At 70.4% G+C, this 15133-nt stretch carries 13 protein-coding genes; 5 read left to right on the plus strand and 8 right to left on the minus strand.

Features of this window, described 5'->3' with window-relative positions:
• Nucleotides 1-5 precede the first annotated feature (5 nt).
• Nucleotides 6-713: a hypothetical protein gene (locus ACH4EW_RS00295; protein ID WP_398251182.1), complete on the minus strand. Its 708-nt coding sequence runs from the start codon at nt 711-713 to the stop codon at nt 6-8.
• A gap of 179 nt (nt 714-892) precedes the next feature.
• Here ACH4EW_RS00295 and ACH4EW_RS00300 point away from each other — a divergent pair, with 179 nt between their 5' ends.
• Nucleotides 893-1429 (plus strand): hypothetical protein, encoded by a 537-nt coding sequence (locus tag ACH4EW_RS00300; RefSeq protein WP_398249600.1) that lies wholly within the window; start codon nt 893-895, stop codon nt 1427-1429.
• A 2-nt stretch (nt 1430-1431) separates the two neighbouring features.
• On the opposite strand, the gene ACH4EW_RS00305 is transcribed toward ACH4EW_RS00300, so the two are convergent.
• The 3 genes from ACH4EW_RS00305 to ACH4EW_RS00315 are packed head-to-tail and all read right to left on the minus strand — an operon-like array spanning nt 1432 to nt 3806.
• Nucleotides 1432-2205 (minus strand): enoyl-CoA hydratase/isomerase family protein, encoded by a 774-nt coding sequence (locus tag ACH4EW_RS00305; protein WP_398249602.1) that lies wholly within the window; start codon nt 2203-2205, stop codon nt 1432-1434.
• 6 nt (nt 2206-2211) lie between these two features.
• Nucleotides 2212-2652 carry a Zn-ribbon domain-containing OB-fold protein gene (locus tag ACH4EW_RS00310; protein ID WP_398249604.1) on the minus strand — a complete coding sequence of 147 codons (441 nt, stop codon included), beginning with the start codon at nt 2650-2652 and terminating at the stop codon, nt 2212-2214.
• Nucleotides 2653-2657: 5 nt separating this feature from the next.
• A complete protein-coding gene (locus ACH4EW_RS00315; RefSeq protein ID WP_398251185.1) occupies nt 2658-3806 on the minus strand; it encodes a lipid-transfer protein in 1149 nt (382 codons plus the stop codon).
• Nucleotides 3807-3898: 92 nt separating this feature from the next.
• On the opposite strand from ACH4EW_RS00315, the gene ACH4EW_RS00320 reads away from it, so the two are divergent.
• Nucleotides 3899-5455 (plus strand): FadD3 family acyl-CoA ligase, encoded by a 1557-nt coding sequence (locus ACH4EW_RS00320; RefSeq protein ID WP_398249606.1) that lies wholly within the window; start codon nt 3899-3901, stop codon nt 5453-5455.
• 98 nt (nt 5456-5553) lie between these two features.
• Here the strand turns inward: ACH4EW_RS00320 and ACH4EW_RS00325 are convergent, their stop codons facing one another.
• Nucleotides 5554-5742, minus strand: coding sequence for a hypothetical protein (locus ACH4EW_RS00325; protein WP_398249608.1), 189 nt, complete (start codon nt 5740-5742; stop codon nt 5554-5556).
• A gap of 207 nt (nt 5743-5949) precedes the next feature.
• The gene (locus tag ACH4EW_RS00330) at nt 5950-8919 is read right to left on the minus strand and encodes an AfsR/SARP family transcriptional regulator (RefSeq protein WP_398249610.1); all 2970 of its coding nucleotides are present in this window, start codon (nt 8917-8919) and stop codon (nt 5950-5952) included.
• 261 nt (nt 8920-9180) lie between these two features.
• Here ACH4EW_RS00330 and ACH4EW_RS00335 point away from each other — a divergent pair, with 261 nt between their 5' ends.
• Nucleotides 9181-10410 (plus strand): amidohydrolase family protein, encoded by a 1230-nt coding sequence (locus tag ACH4EW_RS00335; protein ID WP_398249612.1) that lies wholly within the window; start codon nt 9181-9183, stop codon nt 10408-10410.
• A 74-nt stretch (nt 10411-10484) separates the two neighbouring features.
• Here the strand turns inward: ACH4EW_RS00335 and ACH4EW_RS00340 are convergent, their stop codons facing one another.
• Together ACH4EW_RS00340 and ACH4EW_RS00345 are read right to left on the minus strand one after the other, a co-directional pair.
• Nucleotides 10485-11312 carry a MerR family transcriptional regulator gene (locus tag ACH4EW_RS00340; RefSeq protein ID WP_398249614.1) on the minus strand — a complete coding sequence of 276 codons (828 nt, stop codon included), beginning with the start codon at nt 11310-11312 and terminating at the stop codon, nt 10485-10487.
• A 153-nt stretch (nt 11313-11465) separates the two neighbouring features.
• Nucleotides 11466-11669 carry a cold-shock protein gene (locus ACH4EW_RS00345; protein WP_003967102.1) on the minus strand — a complete coding sequence of 68 codons (204 nt, stop codon included), beginning with the start codon at nt 11667-11669 and terminating at the stop codon, nt 11466-11468.
• 380 nt (nt 11670-12049) lie between these two features.
• Here ACH4EW_RS00345 and ACH4EW_RS00350 point away from each other — a divergent pair, with 380 nt between their 5' ends.
• Together ACH4EW_RS00350 and ACH4EW_RS00355 are read left to right on the plus strand one after the other, a co-directional pair.
• Nucleotides 12050-12928, plus strand: a complete 879-nt coding sequence (locus ACH4EW_RS00350; RefSeq protein ID WP_398249616.1) for a menaquinone biosynthetic enzyme MqnA/MqnD family protein — start codon at nt 12050-12052, stop codon at nt 12926-12928.
• Between the two features lie 407 nt (nt 12929-13335).
• Nucleotides 13336-15123: a serine/threonine-protein kinase gene (locus ACH4EW_RS00355; protein WP_398249618.1), complete on the plus strand. Its 1788-nt coding sequence runs from the start codon at nt 13336-13338 to the stop codon at nt 15121-15123.
• Nucleotides 15124-15133: the final 10 nt, after the last annotated feature.

Here is a 15133-nt window from a genome sequence, read left to right on the forward strand (position 1 = left end):
GGGCCTCAGGAGTGCGGAGGCCGCCGCGGATCGGGCCCCTCGTCCGGTACGACGGGGTACGGCACCGTGTCCTGCCCCTCCGGGCCGGTCACCGTGTGCGGCGCCGTGTCCTGCCCCTCCGGGCCCGGGCGGCGGGCCGTCGGAGAGGGCCCCGTGTACGGGTCCGGCTCGGGCTCCGGCAATGTACTCGTCTGCACGGACGGCCCCGGCTCCTGCGTGGGCGGCCATGTATCCGGGTTCTCCGACCCGGGGGCCGCATACGGCTGGACACGGCCCCGGCGGGCAGTCCGGCGCCCACCACCGTGCCGCCCCGGCATCACCACCGCCCCCGACAGCAGCAGCACCCCGCCGCCCATCGCGTACGCCACCCCCCACTGCAGCCCGGAACCGTCGCCCGCGACCGTCAGACTGCCCAGCGCCTCCCCCTGGCGCACCATCCACAGCACGGTGAACCCGAGCACCACCACACCCGCGGAAGCCACCAGCAGCCGCGACCGCAGCACCACACCGGCCACCGTCAGCAGGGCGGCGAAGAGAAAGGCCAGGAAGATCGAGCCCAGCGGTCCGGGCCGGCTGCCGGTGACACCCGTGAACAGCTCGTCGATCCGGTAATGGCGGCCGAGACGGCCGTCGTACCAGTCACGGAAGGGGCTCAGCACGGCGGCCGCCGCTCCTGCGAGAGCGAGGACCGAGCCGAGGACGTTGCGGACCATCATCGGCCTCCTGCGTGTGCGCGGACCGGCGTCACGGATCAGCACCGCTCTCGGCGTCGACGCTACGCCCGGCCCCTGCCTCCCGCACCTTGCGCTACCGTGTCGCGCGGTCGTTCGACAACAGCAACAGCAACAGCACGGACAGCGACACGGACAACAACACAAGGGGGGCTGCATCGATGATGCGGCAGCACATAAAGCTTTCCGCGGTACTGGTTGTGGTGGTACTCGCACTCACCGGCTTCTCGGCCTCCGGTCGAGGCGGCAAGAGCAAGGGATCGAGCAGCGGCGGCGGCGGTTGCTCCAACTCCGGGAAGAGCAACGGCAGCTACCACCGCAACGACTACGACGACAACGACGACTACGACGACTCGTCGAGCAGCTCTTCCGGCGGCTCGGGCTACGAGACGCCGGCCCCGGATGTCACCGCTTCGGACGAGCCGCAGGTCCACGTCCTGCGCTGCGCCCAGCCCCGCAAGGGCAAGCGCAAGGCAGTCACCACCTCCACCGTCCGGCTCACGGCGAACGCCGTCGGCTCGCACACCTACGAAGTCGATGTGACCTTCCTCGACGCGGTGGGCAACACCGTTGACACGGGTGAGGCGAGCGTGGACGTCGAGGGCGGCGAGACCAGGACCGTCTCCGTGCGGATGGACAGCCCGCGCAAGGTATCCCGAGTGAAGAAGTGCCGGGTCGAGGCCGAGCTGAGCCACTGACCTCAACGCATCCGGAACTCGTTGCCGCCCCGCGCCCGGAACAACTCGCCCTGCCGCTCCGGCGGCAGGTTCCCGAGTGCGATCAGGTGCGGGGCATGGGCCATGGCCTGTGCCCTGGCCGCCTCCTTCGCGGACCACACCGCCCGTACCGTCCCCTGCACCGCCCGGGCCGGGTACGAGGCGATCACCTCCGCCGCCCGCAGCGCCGCTGCCACCGCGCCGCCGGGTGCCGTCAACTCACTGACCAGCCCGGTCTCGTACGCCCGACGTGCCGTGACGCGTTCGGCCGTACCCATCAGGGACATCCGGGCCACCTCGCCGAACGGCATCCGCTGCGCCATGGAGATCGCCTCGTACGCGCTGACCATGCCGTACGTCGTGTGCGGGTCGAAGAACGTCGCCTCCTCGGACGCGATGACGAACTCCGCCTCGCCCAGCAGATAGAAAGCCCCGCCGCAGGCCATCCCCTCCACGGCCGCGATCACCGGCTTCCACAGGTCGTTCGCCTTCGGCCCGATCGCGATCAGCGGATCGTCGATCGTGTACGGGGACGAAGGCTGCGGAACCTCCACGCCCCGGTCGATCCCCGTGCAGAAGGCCCGGCCGCCCGCACCGGTGACGACCACGGCCCGTACCCCGTCGTCGAAGCGGAACGCCTGCCAGACCGCGGTCAGTTCGGCGGCGGTCGCCAGGTCGATCGCATTGAGCTTCTCGGGCCGGTCGAGGGTGACGAGCGCGACCCCGGTCTCCTTGTCCGTCTCCGTCCGCAGCGCCATCGCCGATCACCTCTCCAGCAGCCAGCGCACCAGGGTCACTTCGGGAGCGACCGGGCAGAAGACCGCCTTCACCGGGGCCCCGATCCGCAGCCGCCCCGGATCGACGGAGTCCAGCGGGGCATCCGGCCCGCTCACCACGTTCCCGACCAGCCGGATGCCCGGGGCATCGGCCGGCTCGACCACGACGGCGTTGTACGGGGCCTGCGCGGCGTACGCGGGCAGCAGCGGCGGATGCGGCAGCACGTACGACCAGATGCGGCCGCGCCCGCTGAGGGGCCGCCACTCGCTCTCGAAGGACTGGCAGTGCGGGCAGCACGGCCGGGGCGGGAAGCGTAGCCTTCCGCACTCCGGGGCGGCGCACGCCTGGACGCGGAGTTCGCCGCGGGCCGCGTACTCCCAGAAGGGGGCGCCGTCCTCGTCCACGACGGGCAGCAGCATGGCATCCATCCCGGTCAACTCCTCAGCAGTATGGCAGATGTGGGCACGCCCTCGCCGGCGGTGACCAGACAGGTCCCGGCGTCCGGGACCTGTGCGGTGGAGGCGCCGCGCAACTGCTTCACGCCCTCGTTGATGAGGTTGAAGCCGTGCACATACGCCTCACTGAGCCCGCCGCCCCCGGTGTTGATGGGCAGCCGCCCGCCGCTCTCCAGTGCCCCGCCCTCGGTGAACGCCGCGCCCTCGCCGCGCCCGCAGAAGCCGTACCCCTCCAGGGAGAGCGGGATGAGCGGGGTGAACGCGTCGTAGATCTGCGCGACGTCCACGTCGCCGGGGCCGAAGTCGGCCTGCTTCCAGAGCTGCCGGGCGGCCGTCCAGGCGGGTCCGGTGAGCGGGTCGTCGTTCCAGTAGTTGACCATGCCGTGGTGCTGGGCGGGCAGCCCCTGGGCGACGGAGTGGATGTAGACGGGTTTCTGCCGGCAGTCGCGGGCCCGCTCGGCGGAGACGATGACGCAGGCCAGTGCGCCGTCCGTCTCCAGGCAGTTGTCGAAGAGGCAGAGCGGCTCGCTGATCCAGCGCGAGGTCATATACATGTCGCGGGTCAGCGGCCGCTCGTACATCACCGCGTCCGGGTTCTGGTTGGCGCGGTTGCGGCAGGCGAGGGCGACGTTGAAGAGATGGTCGCGGGTCGCTCCGTACTCGTGCATGTACCGCCGCGCCAGCATCCCGATCTCGTCGGCCGGCCGCAGCAGCCCGTACGGGCGGGTCCACTGGGCGGGGGTGGGCAGTTGCACGGCGGTGTTCTTCCAGGGGCGGGGCCCCGACCCCCGCTTCCGCGACCGCCAGGCGACACCGACACTCGCCTGTCCGGTCGCCACGGCGGCGGCGAGATGTGCGACCGTCGCGCACGAGCCGCCGCCCCCGTACCCCACCTTGCTGAAGAAAGTGACATCGCCCGCCCCGATGGCCTTGGCGATCTCGACCTCGTCGGTCTCCTCCATCGTGTACGAGGCGAAGGCGTCCACTTCCGAGGCGGCGATGCCCGCGTCGTCGAGCGCCGCGACGATGGCCCGGCAGGCCAGGGTCTTCTCGGATTCGGGGAGTTGTTTCGCGAAGGCCGTCTGCCCTATGCCGGCTATCGCTGTCACGTCCTTGAGCGCCGCCACCGCCACCTCCGAGACCGTCATGACTGCTGACAGCGGCTGAGGCTACAGCTAATCTGACGGATAGTCAGCTACTGCGTCAGAGAGGGCGAACGATGCGCGGCGACGAGGAGTGGAGCAGCATCCCCAAACTGATACGGGCAGCGGCGCAGCGGTACGGGGACCGGGAGGCGGTCGTCGAGGGCCGGACCCGGATCTCGTACGCCGAACTCGGCGACCGCGTCGAACGGGCCGCCGCCGCCTGCATGGCCTCGGGCGTCGAGCCGGGGGACCGGGTCGCCATCTGGGCGCCGAACACCCTGGACTGGATCGTCTCCGCGCTCGGCGCCGTCACGGCCGGGGCGGTCCTCGTCCCCCTCAACACCCGCTTCAAGGGCACGGAGGCGGCGTACATCCTGCAACGCAGCCGGGCGAAACTGCTCTTCGTCACGGGCACCTTCCTCGGCACGTCGTACGTGGCGTCCCTGCGCCGGGCCGACGTACGGCTCCCGCACCTGGAACAGGTGGTGGTGCTGGCGGACAGCGCCCCGGACGACTACGTCACCTGGAAGGACTTCCTGGCTGCGGGGGAGGGGGTGTCCGGTGCGGCGGTACGAACCCGAGCCGACGCGATCGCCCCCTCGGCCCCCTCCGACATCATCTACACCTCGGGCACCACGGGCCGGCCCAAGGGCGCGGTCATCACCCACGCCCAGACCCTGCGCTGCTACGCGATCTGGAGCGAGCTGGCGGATCTGCGCGAGGGCGACCGCTATCTGATCGTGAACCCCTTCTTCCACACCTTCGGCTACAAGGCGGGCATCATCGCGTGCCTGATGCGGGGCGCGACGATGGTCCCGCAGCCGGTGTTCAACGTGGACACGGTCCTGGCCAACATCGCCGCCGAACGCATCTCGGTCCTGCCGGGCCCGCCCACCCTCCACCAGTCCCTCCTGGACCACCCGGCCCGGGACGCCCACGACCTCTCCGCCCTCCGCCTGGTGGTGACGGGCGCGGCGGTGGTCCCGCTGCAACTGGTGGAACGACTGCGCACGGAGCTCGGCACGGCGACGGTCCTCACCGCGTACGGCCTCTCCGAGGCGAGCGGCATCGTCACGATGTGCCGGCGCGGCGACCCGGCGCGGACGATCGCCTCGACCTCCGGCCGGGCGATCCCGGGCACGGAGCTCCGCGTCCTGGCCGACCCCGGAACCCCCGGCGAGGTCCTGGTCCGCGGATTCAACGTGATGCAGGGCTATTTCGAGGACCCGGACACCACGGCCGCCGTGATCACCTCCGACGGCTGGCTCCGCACGGGCGACGTGGGCGTCCTCGACGAGGACGGCAACCTCCGGATCACCGACCGGATCAAGGACATGTTCATCGTCGGCGGCTTCAACGCGTACCCCGCCGAGATCGAACAGCTCCTCGGTCTCCACCCGGACGTGGCCGACGCGGCGGTGATCGGTGTCCCCGACCCCCGACTGGGCGAAGTGGGCAAGGCGTACGTGGTCCGCCGGGCGGGCGCGACGCTGACGGCGGACGACCTGATCGCCTGGTCGAGGCGCGAGATGGCGAACTACAAGGTCCCGAGGGCGGTGGAGTTCGTGAACGAGCTGCCGCGCAATGCGAGCGGCAAGGTGGTGAAGGGGGAGCTGCGGGAGCGGGGGTAGGCGATGTCGTCGACCGTGCCGCACGCAGACATGCAGCGGCCGCGGCGGCTCCCCCTCCGCGCCGCCGCGGCCGCTCCCCCGTACCCCGTCGATTAGGTTTAGTTGGCCGGCTCGCTCGTCGCGTGCATGTCATTGGTCGTGACGCCGCCGCCCGTTGCGTGCATGTCCTGCGGCTTCACGGTCCCGCCGGTGGCGTGCATGTCCTTGGTGGTGATCTGCCCAGCGTCCGCACTGGTGGCGTGCATGTCCTGCGGCTTGATCTCCGTGTCCTTCTTCGCGTCAGCCATGTTCGTCTGCTTCCTAGGCGTCTCAGTCTGTGTTCGGCGAGGCCCGCCCGGCTGTTCCCCCGTGGACTGCCGGGCGGGCCTCTCAGGGCCGTTCACACTAGTGCTACGGCCTTGGTGTCAATCCGTCTGCCCCCCGACGCGGCGGGTCGACATCCATGAGAGTGCCCGGCCGCGATAAACGAACGATGAACGCCGCTCGGATCCGCGTCACGTGGTTGCCGAGGGCGCCGTCCGTGCCAGCAAGTCGCGTACCTCGGCGGCCTCGTGAGAGCCGAGCCGGTCGTAAATGATCAGTGCTTCGCGCCAGCACACCTGTGCGCGCCCGAACTGGCCGATGTCGTCGAGAGCGCGGCCGAGCACGGTGAGCACGTTGCCCCGACGCCATTCGCCGCCGATGCCACGCAGGGAGGTCAGGGCCTGTTCGGCCTTGGTCGCCGCGTCGGCCGGGCTTCCGGACGCGAGGTCGACCTCGGAGAGGCGGAAGAGGGTCATTCCCTCCCACAGTCGCTGGCGGCTGTCCCGGAAGACGTCCAACGCCTCCAGAAGGCGTTCCGCCGCGGTGACGAACTGGCCGCTCTGGGTGAGAGCCATTCCCAGTGCGTAGCGTCCGTTCGCGCTCCGTAGGGCATGCCCCATGCCGTCGTAGATGTCTATGCCCTGCTGGGCCAGCGAAACCGCGCTGTCGGTACGGCCGGTGGCCAGATGTATGCGGGACAAGTTGCACAACGCACTCGCCTCACCGGGGCGGTCCTGGATCTCACGGAAACGGTCGATGGCCATGGTGAGGTACTTCTCGCCGTCATCGTGACGGTTCTGATAGAGCGCCATGATTCCGAGGGCGTTCGGAGCCCAGCAGCCCGGGAGCGGATCGCACGCGGTTTCGACGAGCCGCATGACCTTCTCCGCCTCGTCCTCGGCCTGGTCGAAGCGCCCCGACGTGTGGTGCACGTCGGCCAGCGTCATCAGGGCCCGCACTTCCGTGCGTCGATCGCCCCCTGCGCGGGCGGCATCCAGGACGGCGAAAGCGGTGGTCTCGTACTGCTTCGAGTTCGCTCCGGACTCGCCCAGGTCGAGCGCGCACCAGAGCAGATCGACGGCGCGCGGCAGTGTCGAGGGGCGGGACGACTGGCGCACGCAGGAGAGCAGAGGACCGGCCTCCGTGTAGAGCCAGTCGCGTGCCGTGTGCCTGCCGTCGAAGACCAGCCCCGCGTGGCCCGTCGGCTCCAGGTGATCCACCAGCCGGTCCCCCGGCCGCTCCAGCGCGTACACCCCTGCCGCCGTCGCCAGATAGAAGTCCAGCAGTCGCGACAGCGCCGACTCCCGCTCCTTCGGATCCTGCTCGTCCCGTTCCGCGCAGGAACGTGCGTAGAGACGCACCAGGTCGTGGTAGCGGTAGCGGCCCGCAGCCGCGGACTCCAGGAGGCTGGTGTCGACCAGAACCTCCAGCAGGTCTTCCGCCGCGTGGGTCTCCAGGTTGAGCAGCGCCGCCGCCGCGGCCAGGGAGATGTCGGGGCCGTCGGCCAGGCCCAGGAGGCGGAAGGCGCGGGCCTGGGCGGGTTCCAGCTGGCCGTAGCCGAGTTCGAAGGTGGCCTTCACCGCGAGGTCGCCGGCCTGGAGTTCGTCCAGGCGGCGGCGTTCGTCGGCGAGTTTGGCGGCCAGGACGGAGACCGTCCAGGTGCGGCGGGCGGCCAGGCGGGAGGCGGCGATGCGGATGGCCAGGGGGAGGAAGCCGCAGGCGGCGACCACGTCCAGGGCGGCGTCGCGCTCGGAGTTGATGCGTTCCTCGCCCGCGATGCGGGTGAAGAGCTGGAGCGCCTCCTCCGGGGACATCACGTCCAGGTCGACCAGATGGGCGCCGGCCAGGTCGACCATGCGGACGCGGCTGGTGACCAGGGCCGCGCAGCCCGCGGTGCCGGGGAGGAGGGGGCGGATCTGGGCCGCGTCGTGGGCGTTGTCGAGGAGGACCAGGACGCGGCGGCCGTCGAGCGTGGAGCGGTAGAGCGCGGCGCGTTCGTCCAGCGAGTCGGGGATCGCGGAGTCCGCCGTGCCCAGGGCGCGCAGGAACGCGCCGAGCACCGTCTCCGTCTCCGCCGCCCGTGCGCCGGCGCCCTGAAGGTCCACGTACAGCTGGCCGTCGGGGAAATGCTGTCGCGCCTGGTGGGCGACGTGCACGGCGAGGGTCGTCTTGCCGACGCCCCCGATGCCGGCCAGTGCCGATACGGCCATGACCGAACCCTCGGCGGTGGCCAGCCGGTCGCCCAGCTCGCGTACGAAGGAGGCGCGGCCGGTGAAGTCCGGGACGGTGGCCGGGAGCTGGGCGGGACGCACCGGTGCGGGAGCCGGGGCCGGTTCGCCGGCCGGGCGGGCCAGCTCGTCGTCGGCCCGCAGAATGCGCTGCTGGAGCTGGGACAGCTCGGGGCACGGGTCGACGCCCAGCTCGTCGGCGAGCAGCCGTCGGGTGTCCGCGTACACCGCGAGCGCCTCCGCCTGGCGGCCGCTGCGGTACAGGGCGACCATGAGGAGCTCGCGCAGTCGCTCGCGCAGCGGGTGCGCGGCGGTCAGCGCGGTCAGTTCGGAGACCGCCTCCGCGTGGCAGCCGACCTCCAGGTCGAGATCGAGGCGGGTCTCGGTGAGCTGGAGCCGCCATTCCTCCAGACGGGTGCGCTGATTCTCGGCGTACGGGCCGGGCACGGAGGCCAGGGTCTCGCCGTCCCACAGGCCGAGCGCCTTGTTGACGAGGGTGCGGGCCTGGCCGCGGTCGCCGTCGGCCCGGGCCTTCTCCGCCTCGGCCGCCAATTCCTGGGCCACAGTCAGGTCGAGGGCGTCGCGCCTGGTCCGGATCGCGTATCCGCCGGCGTCGCTGACCAGCGTCTGCGAGTCGAGGATCTTACGGAGCCGGGAGGCGTACGTGCGTACGGCGGCGAGCGCCTGCGAGGGCGGTTCCTCGCCCCAGATGGCGTCGATGAGTTCGGAGGCCGTGGCTGTGCGCCCGCCGCGCAGGAGCAGTGCGGTCAACAGGGCGCGCTGCTGCGGCGAACCGGAGGGCAGCGCTTCTCCGCCTCGCCATGCCCGTACCGGTCCGAGCACGGAAAAGCGCAGATCGGCGCCGTCGGTCGACTGCCGTTTCGGAGCGCGTTGCTTCGGAACATGCGTGCGCGGCCCGTTGTCGCGGTCCATTGCTCCCCCTGCCCTGCTCGCCCCGCCGGTCCTGCCGATCGTGCCGATGCTGTCTGTTGCGGATGGCCCGCCAAGTGCCGGTCCGGTGCGGGTTGATCCGGATTGCTCCGTACCGCTGGTATCGCGCTCAACAGTCTGCCTTGTTTTGGGCGGACACGTCAGCAGTGAGTGACTGTCTGCACAAGCCCTCGACAACGATTGCGGAACGGGGGCCGGTACAGATAGCTGACGGTTCGTCAGATCGACGCTACCGTGGAAGGCATGGAGACCTTCCCGAAGATCATCTCGGTGGACGACCACACGGTGGAGCCCGCTCATGTCTGGCGGGACCGGCTCCCGTCCAAGTACCTCGACCGCGGTCCGCGTATCGTTCGCGCACCGCTCAAGGAAATGACCTTCATGGGCGGCAAGTTCGCGCCCGTGATGGGCGCGAAGGGCGACGAAGGGCCGATCGGCGACTGGTGGGTGTACGAGGATCTGCACCGCCCGCTCACCCGGCTCGACACCGCGGTCGGCTACGACCGGGATGAGATCAGGCTCGAGGTCATCACGTACGAGCAGATGCGTCCCGGTTCGTTCTCGGTCCCCGACCGGCTCGCCGACATGGACGTCAACCATGTCCAGTCCGCCCTCTGCTTCCCCACCTTCCCCCGCTTCTGCGGCCAGACCTTCACCGAAGCGAAGGACCGCGAGCTGGGGCTGCTCGGGGTGCGGGCGTACAACGACTGGATGGTGGAGGAGTGGTGCGGCCCCGAGGCGAGGGGCCGGCTCATCCCGCTCACCCTGATCCCCCTCTGGGACGCGCAGCTGGCCGCGGACGAGGTCCGACGGAACGCGGCGCGCGGTGTGCGCGCGGTGGCGTTCTCCGAAATACCTCCGCATCTCGGGCTGCCGTCCATTCATACGGACGAGTGGGATCCGTTCCTGCGGGCCTGTGACGAGACGGGGACGGTGATCGCGATGCATATCGGCTCGTCCTCGAAGATGCCGTCCACCTCGCCCGACGCCCCGCCCGCAGTCGGTTCCACCATCACCTTCGCCAACTGCTGCTTCTCGATGGTCGACTGGCTGATGAGCGGCAAGTTCGACCGGTTCCCGAACCTCCGGATCATGTACGCGGAGGGCCAGATCGGCTGGATTCCGTACATCCTGGAACGCGCCGACGTGGTCTGGGAGGAGAACCGGGCCTGGGGCGGCGTCGCCGACAAGGTCCACCGCCCGCCGTCGGAGCTGTTCGCCGAGCACGTCTACGGCTGTTTCTTCGACGATGCCTTCGGGCTGAAGAACCTGGACTCGATCGGCGTCGGAAACGTCCTGTACGAGACGGACTACCCGCACTCCGACTCCACCTGGCCCAAGTCGCGCGAGGTCGGCGAGGCGCAGATGGGGCATCTGGCCGCCGATGTCGTGGACCGGATCGTACGCCGCAACGCGATCGACCTGCTGGGGCTGACGGACGACGGGCTGTGGGCGGGGCCCGGAGGACGGTAGGAGGCGCAAAGGAACGTGACACCCGGGGTGCGGGGTGTCACGTTCCGTCCGACCCGGGTGCCTCCGGAGGGCCGTCAGGCCTTGGTGACCGGCTCCTGGAGCTCCGTCACCCACTTGTCCTGGTCCTCGGGGCACTCCAGGTTGATCTCGCGGGCGTATCCCGCGGACCGGTAGCCGTTGGCGTCGATCCAGCGGGCCAGGGTCTGGGTCGTCGGCAGTACGCCGTCCATCGAACCCCGGTGAACAATGGTCGCCGCCTCGAACGGCGGCAGCTCGACCACCGTGATCCCGGTGTCGCCGAGCGGGCCCACCGGGGCGGAGACCGTCACCCCGGCGTGGACGACGACCGCGCCGCCGCCTTCCGGAGCGTCCTCGTAGCGCGCGATCCCGGGGCCGCTCGGGCTGACGCCCACCGTGCCCAGCAGCGGGAAGAGCCGGTCGTACAACGGGCCGATCACCGGAGTGATGTCCTCCGGTCCGTAGCCCGCCGCAGTGCCGGTCAGCTCGGCCACCCGTACCGCGGCAACACTCTTGACCACCACATCGTCCGCAGACATGCGTCCCTCGCTCTCGATCGACCGGAGCCTCGCCTCGACCCGTGCCAGCCGTGCGGCCGCCGCCGCCATGGCCTCCTCCAGCTCCGCCCGCCGCAGCCGCAGCATCCCGTGCAGTTCCTCCGGCCCCACCTGCTCGTCGAGGACGGCCTGCACCTGCTGGAGCGTGAAGCCGAGATCCTTGAGGGCGATGATGCGGTTGAGGCGTGTGAGCTGGGCGGCCCCGTAGAACCGGTAGCCGGTGGCGGGGTCGGTGCGGTCGGGGCGCAGGAGCCCGATGGCGTCGTAGTGGCGCAGCATCCGGGCCGACACCCGTCCGTATCGGGCGAAGTCTCCGATGGTGAACATGATGTCTCCCAGTGCACGGCCTCACACGGTGTCAAGGTCAAGCGGCGCCGTGCCCGCCTCCCGGAAAAGGCAGGAGCCCCGTTCCCCCGCCGAGGCGGAGGAGCGGGGCTCCTTGGGTACTGCTAGCCGGCCGCGATCGGCCGACCCGGGCAACTAGGCCGGGGTGACGTTCTCAGCCTGCGGACCCTTGGGTCCCTGAGTGACGTCGAAGTTCACGACCTGGTTCTCCTCGAGGGAGCGGAACCCGGACGCGTTGATCGCGGAGTAGTGAACGAAGACATCCGGGCCGCCGCCGTCCTGGGCGATGAAGCCGAAGCCCTTTTCAGCGTTGAACCACTTGACGGTTCCGGTAGCCATAAGCCCTCCTTGGGCCAAAGGGTTGCCCTGCTCCAGAACCTGCAAAGAAGTCTGAAAACTACAAAAGCCTGCGGGTTACATGCTCCGCAGGCTCTGTACTGCAAGGGAAACCAAACTGCAACTTGCGTCGAGCCTAGCACGCAGCGTGTACGGAAGGGTAGAGGGAGAGATCACTTCACCCGGATGTCTGATTGCCGGGCTGATGGGATGACGAAGTGAAGTTCCCGGAGGGTGTCATCGAGGCGCCTTCAGAGGGTTCGGGAGAGGACTTCCGGGCGTCCCCGGGAGGGTGGGTGCCGGTGCGACCCGGGAGTGGGATCAGGTGCCCGCCCCGCGCACCCGGTGCCGTCCGGGTGATGCCACGGGTCTAGCCTCGCGATGTGGACAATTCAACCGTCTCAACCCTCGCGGACGACGACCGTCGCAGCCGGCCGCGCGTCGGCCACATCCAGTTCCTGAACTGTCTCCCCCTGTACTGGGGACTGGCAAGGACCGGGACCCTGCTCGACCTGGAGCTTTCGAAGGACACCCCGGAGAAGCTCAGTGAGCAGCTGATCAGGGGCGATCTGGACATCGGCCCCGTCACACTGGTGGAGTTCCTCCGCAACGCCGACGACCTGGTCGCCTTCCCGGACATCGCGGTGGGCTGCGACGGGCCCGTCATGTCGTGCGTGATCGTGTCGCAGGTGCCGCTGGACCGGCTGGACCGTGCCCGGGTGGCGCTCGGTTCGACCTCGCGCACCTCCGTGCGTCTGGCCCAACTGCTGCTCGCCGAGCGGTACGGGGTCAGCCCGGACTACTACACCTGCCCGCCGGACCTCGGAGTGATGATGCAGGAGGCGGACGCCGCCGTGCTGATCGGCGACGCCGCGCTGCGCGCCAACCTGCACGACGCGCCCCGGCTCGGTCTCCAGGTCCACGACCTGGGCCGGATGTGGAAGGACTGGACCGGGCTGCCGTTCGTCTTCGCGGTCTGGGCGGCCCGCAAGGACTATCTGGCGGCCGAGCCCCACCACGTGAGCAAGGTGCACGAGGCCTTCCTGGCCTCGCGGGACGTCTCCCTGGAAGAGGTCACCAAGGTCGCGGAGCAGGCGGCGCGGTGGGAGGCCTTCGACGCGGAGGTGCTGGAGCGGTACTTCACCACCCTGGACTTCCGCTTCGGCCCGGACCAGCTGGCGGGCGTGCAGGAGTTCGCGCGCCGGGTCGGCCCGACGACCGGCTTCCAGGCGGACGTGAAGGTCGAGCTGCTCGGCGGCTGACCGGACGGCGGACGGGGGCGGCAGAGCGGGGCGGGGCGGAGCGCCGGGCGCGCGCCGGGCGGGCGCCGAGGAGGCCGTGTGCGGGGAATGGCCCGGGATATGGATGAATCCTGTACCTCTGGCTCGGATATCTCTTCCCGCCCCCCGCCCTCACCCCTTCTCCCGGCCCGGCTATCGATTCGGGTTAATACGAGTCGAATAGTCGATTCATGGATGGTGTCCGGGGAGAGTCCCGGTCATGTGCCGGAATCGCTCGGGTGAACGACGCATTCACGCCTTTTGTTGTGTCGAAAGCCGTTGTTCGTTCCCTTAGGGGTGAAATCGGCGGATGGTTTCCTCTGTGACCCGATGACCTTCGCCCCTAGGCTTCGGTCGGAGGTCAGGCCGGTCCGAAGGGGGGAGTCGATATGCAGCCGCTGGAAGCCGGCGAACCGCTGACCATCGGTGCCTACCGATTGCTCGGCAGGCTCGGTGCGGGCGGCATGGGCCGGGTATATCTGGGGCGCAGCGCGGGCGGACGTACCGTCGCGGTCAAGGTCGTGCACCCCCACTTCGCTTTCGACGAGCAGTTCCGGGCCCGTTTCCGCCGGGAGGTGGACGCGGCGCGGCGCATCGGCGCGCAGTGGACGGCGCCCGTCCTGGACGCCGACCCGGATGCTCCCATTCCGTGGGTCGCCACCGGCTATGTGGCCGGGCCCCCGCTGTCCACCGCGGTCGCCGAGCACGGGCCACTGCCCGAGCACGCGGTGCGGACGCTGGGCGCCGGACTCGGGGAGGCGCTGGCCGTGGTGCACGATCAGGGCCTCATCCACCGCGATGTGAAGCCGTCCAACGTGCTGCTCGCCCTTGACGGCCCGCGGCTGATCGACTTCGGGATCGCCCACGCCATCGGTGCCACCGCCTCGCTCACCTCCAGCGGGGTCTCGGTCGGCTCGCCCGGCTACATGGCACCGGAGCAGATCCGGGGCGTGAACATCTCGGGCGCGGCCGATGTCTTCTCGCTCGGCGCGGTGCTCGCGTACGCGGCGACCGGCACCACCCCCTTCCTCGGCGACTCATCGGCCGTACTGCTCTACAAGGTGGTGCACGAGGAGCCCGAGCTGGGGGAGCTGGAGGGAGAGCTGCGGGACGTCGTCGCCGGGTGTCTGGAGAAGGACCCGGAGGACCGGCCGACCCCCATGGAGCTGGCCCGGCAGCTGGCGCCGGGCGGGGCGGCGGCGCTGGTGGCGTCGGGCTGGCTGCCCGGTTCTCTGGTGCGCGAGGTCAGCCGGGCGGCGGTCGCGCTGCTGGACCTGGAGCCGCAGGACGCACCGGTGCAGTCGGGGCCGGTGCCGTTCAGCAGTGCGTCGTGGGACGCGAACGGTGTCGCCGGTGCGAACGGTGGAGGTGGTGCGGGCGGTGGGTTCGGCCCGCCGGCCGGGCCGCCCCCGTCGCATGGACCGACCCGGCCGAACGGGCCGTCCTCATGGCCCATGACCGCCGGTATGGCCGGGTCGGACGGGCCGACCGGATCATCCGGGCTGCCTGGGCAACGTACGTCCGACCCCGGTTTCTCCGTCACCGTCGGCGCGGACTCCGGGCCGCCCCGCCCCGATGCGAACCGCGGCCGGAGGCTGAGCTGCACCGTCGCCCTGGCCGTGGCGGGTGCGCTCGCCGCTGTGACCGTGGGCAGCGCGTACATCTTCGATCTGATGCCGGGCGGCGGCGACCGGGAAGCCGCCGAGCACGGCGATGTCGGCCACACCCCGCCGGCCGCCATGTCCTCCGGGCGGCCGCCACAGCCATCGGACTCGGGTACGGGTGGCTCGGAGCAGGTCAGCGGACTTCCGAAGGCGTTCATCGGCACATGGAAGGGCTCGATCACCGAGAAGACCTCCGGGCAGCCGCACGGCACGCTCACTGCCGTGTTCACCGCGGGGAAGAAGGGCACGGACGTGGTCCGTATGACCACGGAGGTCAGCGCTCTCGGACTGACCGTCCGCTGCAGCAGCATCGCAAGCCTCTCGTCCGGCACCGACAGGGAACTGACGCTCCGGGAGCGCGCCGATCCGGAGCGCCCCAGCGACAAGGCCCTGTGCACATCCACCACCTCCGACATCCACTTCACGCGCGCCGCCGACGGCACCCTCCGCTTCCGGTCCGAGGAGCGGGGCGCGGGCCTTCCGTACGGCACGCTCACCCGGTCCGGCAGCTGACGCCGACAGG

Source organism: Streptomyces sp. NPDC018000 (assembly GCF_044328025.1).
Taxonomy (GTDB): Bacteria; Actinomycetota; Actinomycetes; order Streptomycetales; family Streptomycetaceae; genus Streptomyces.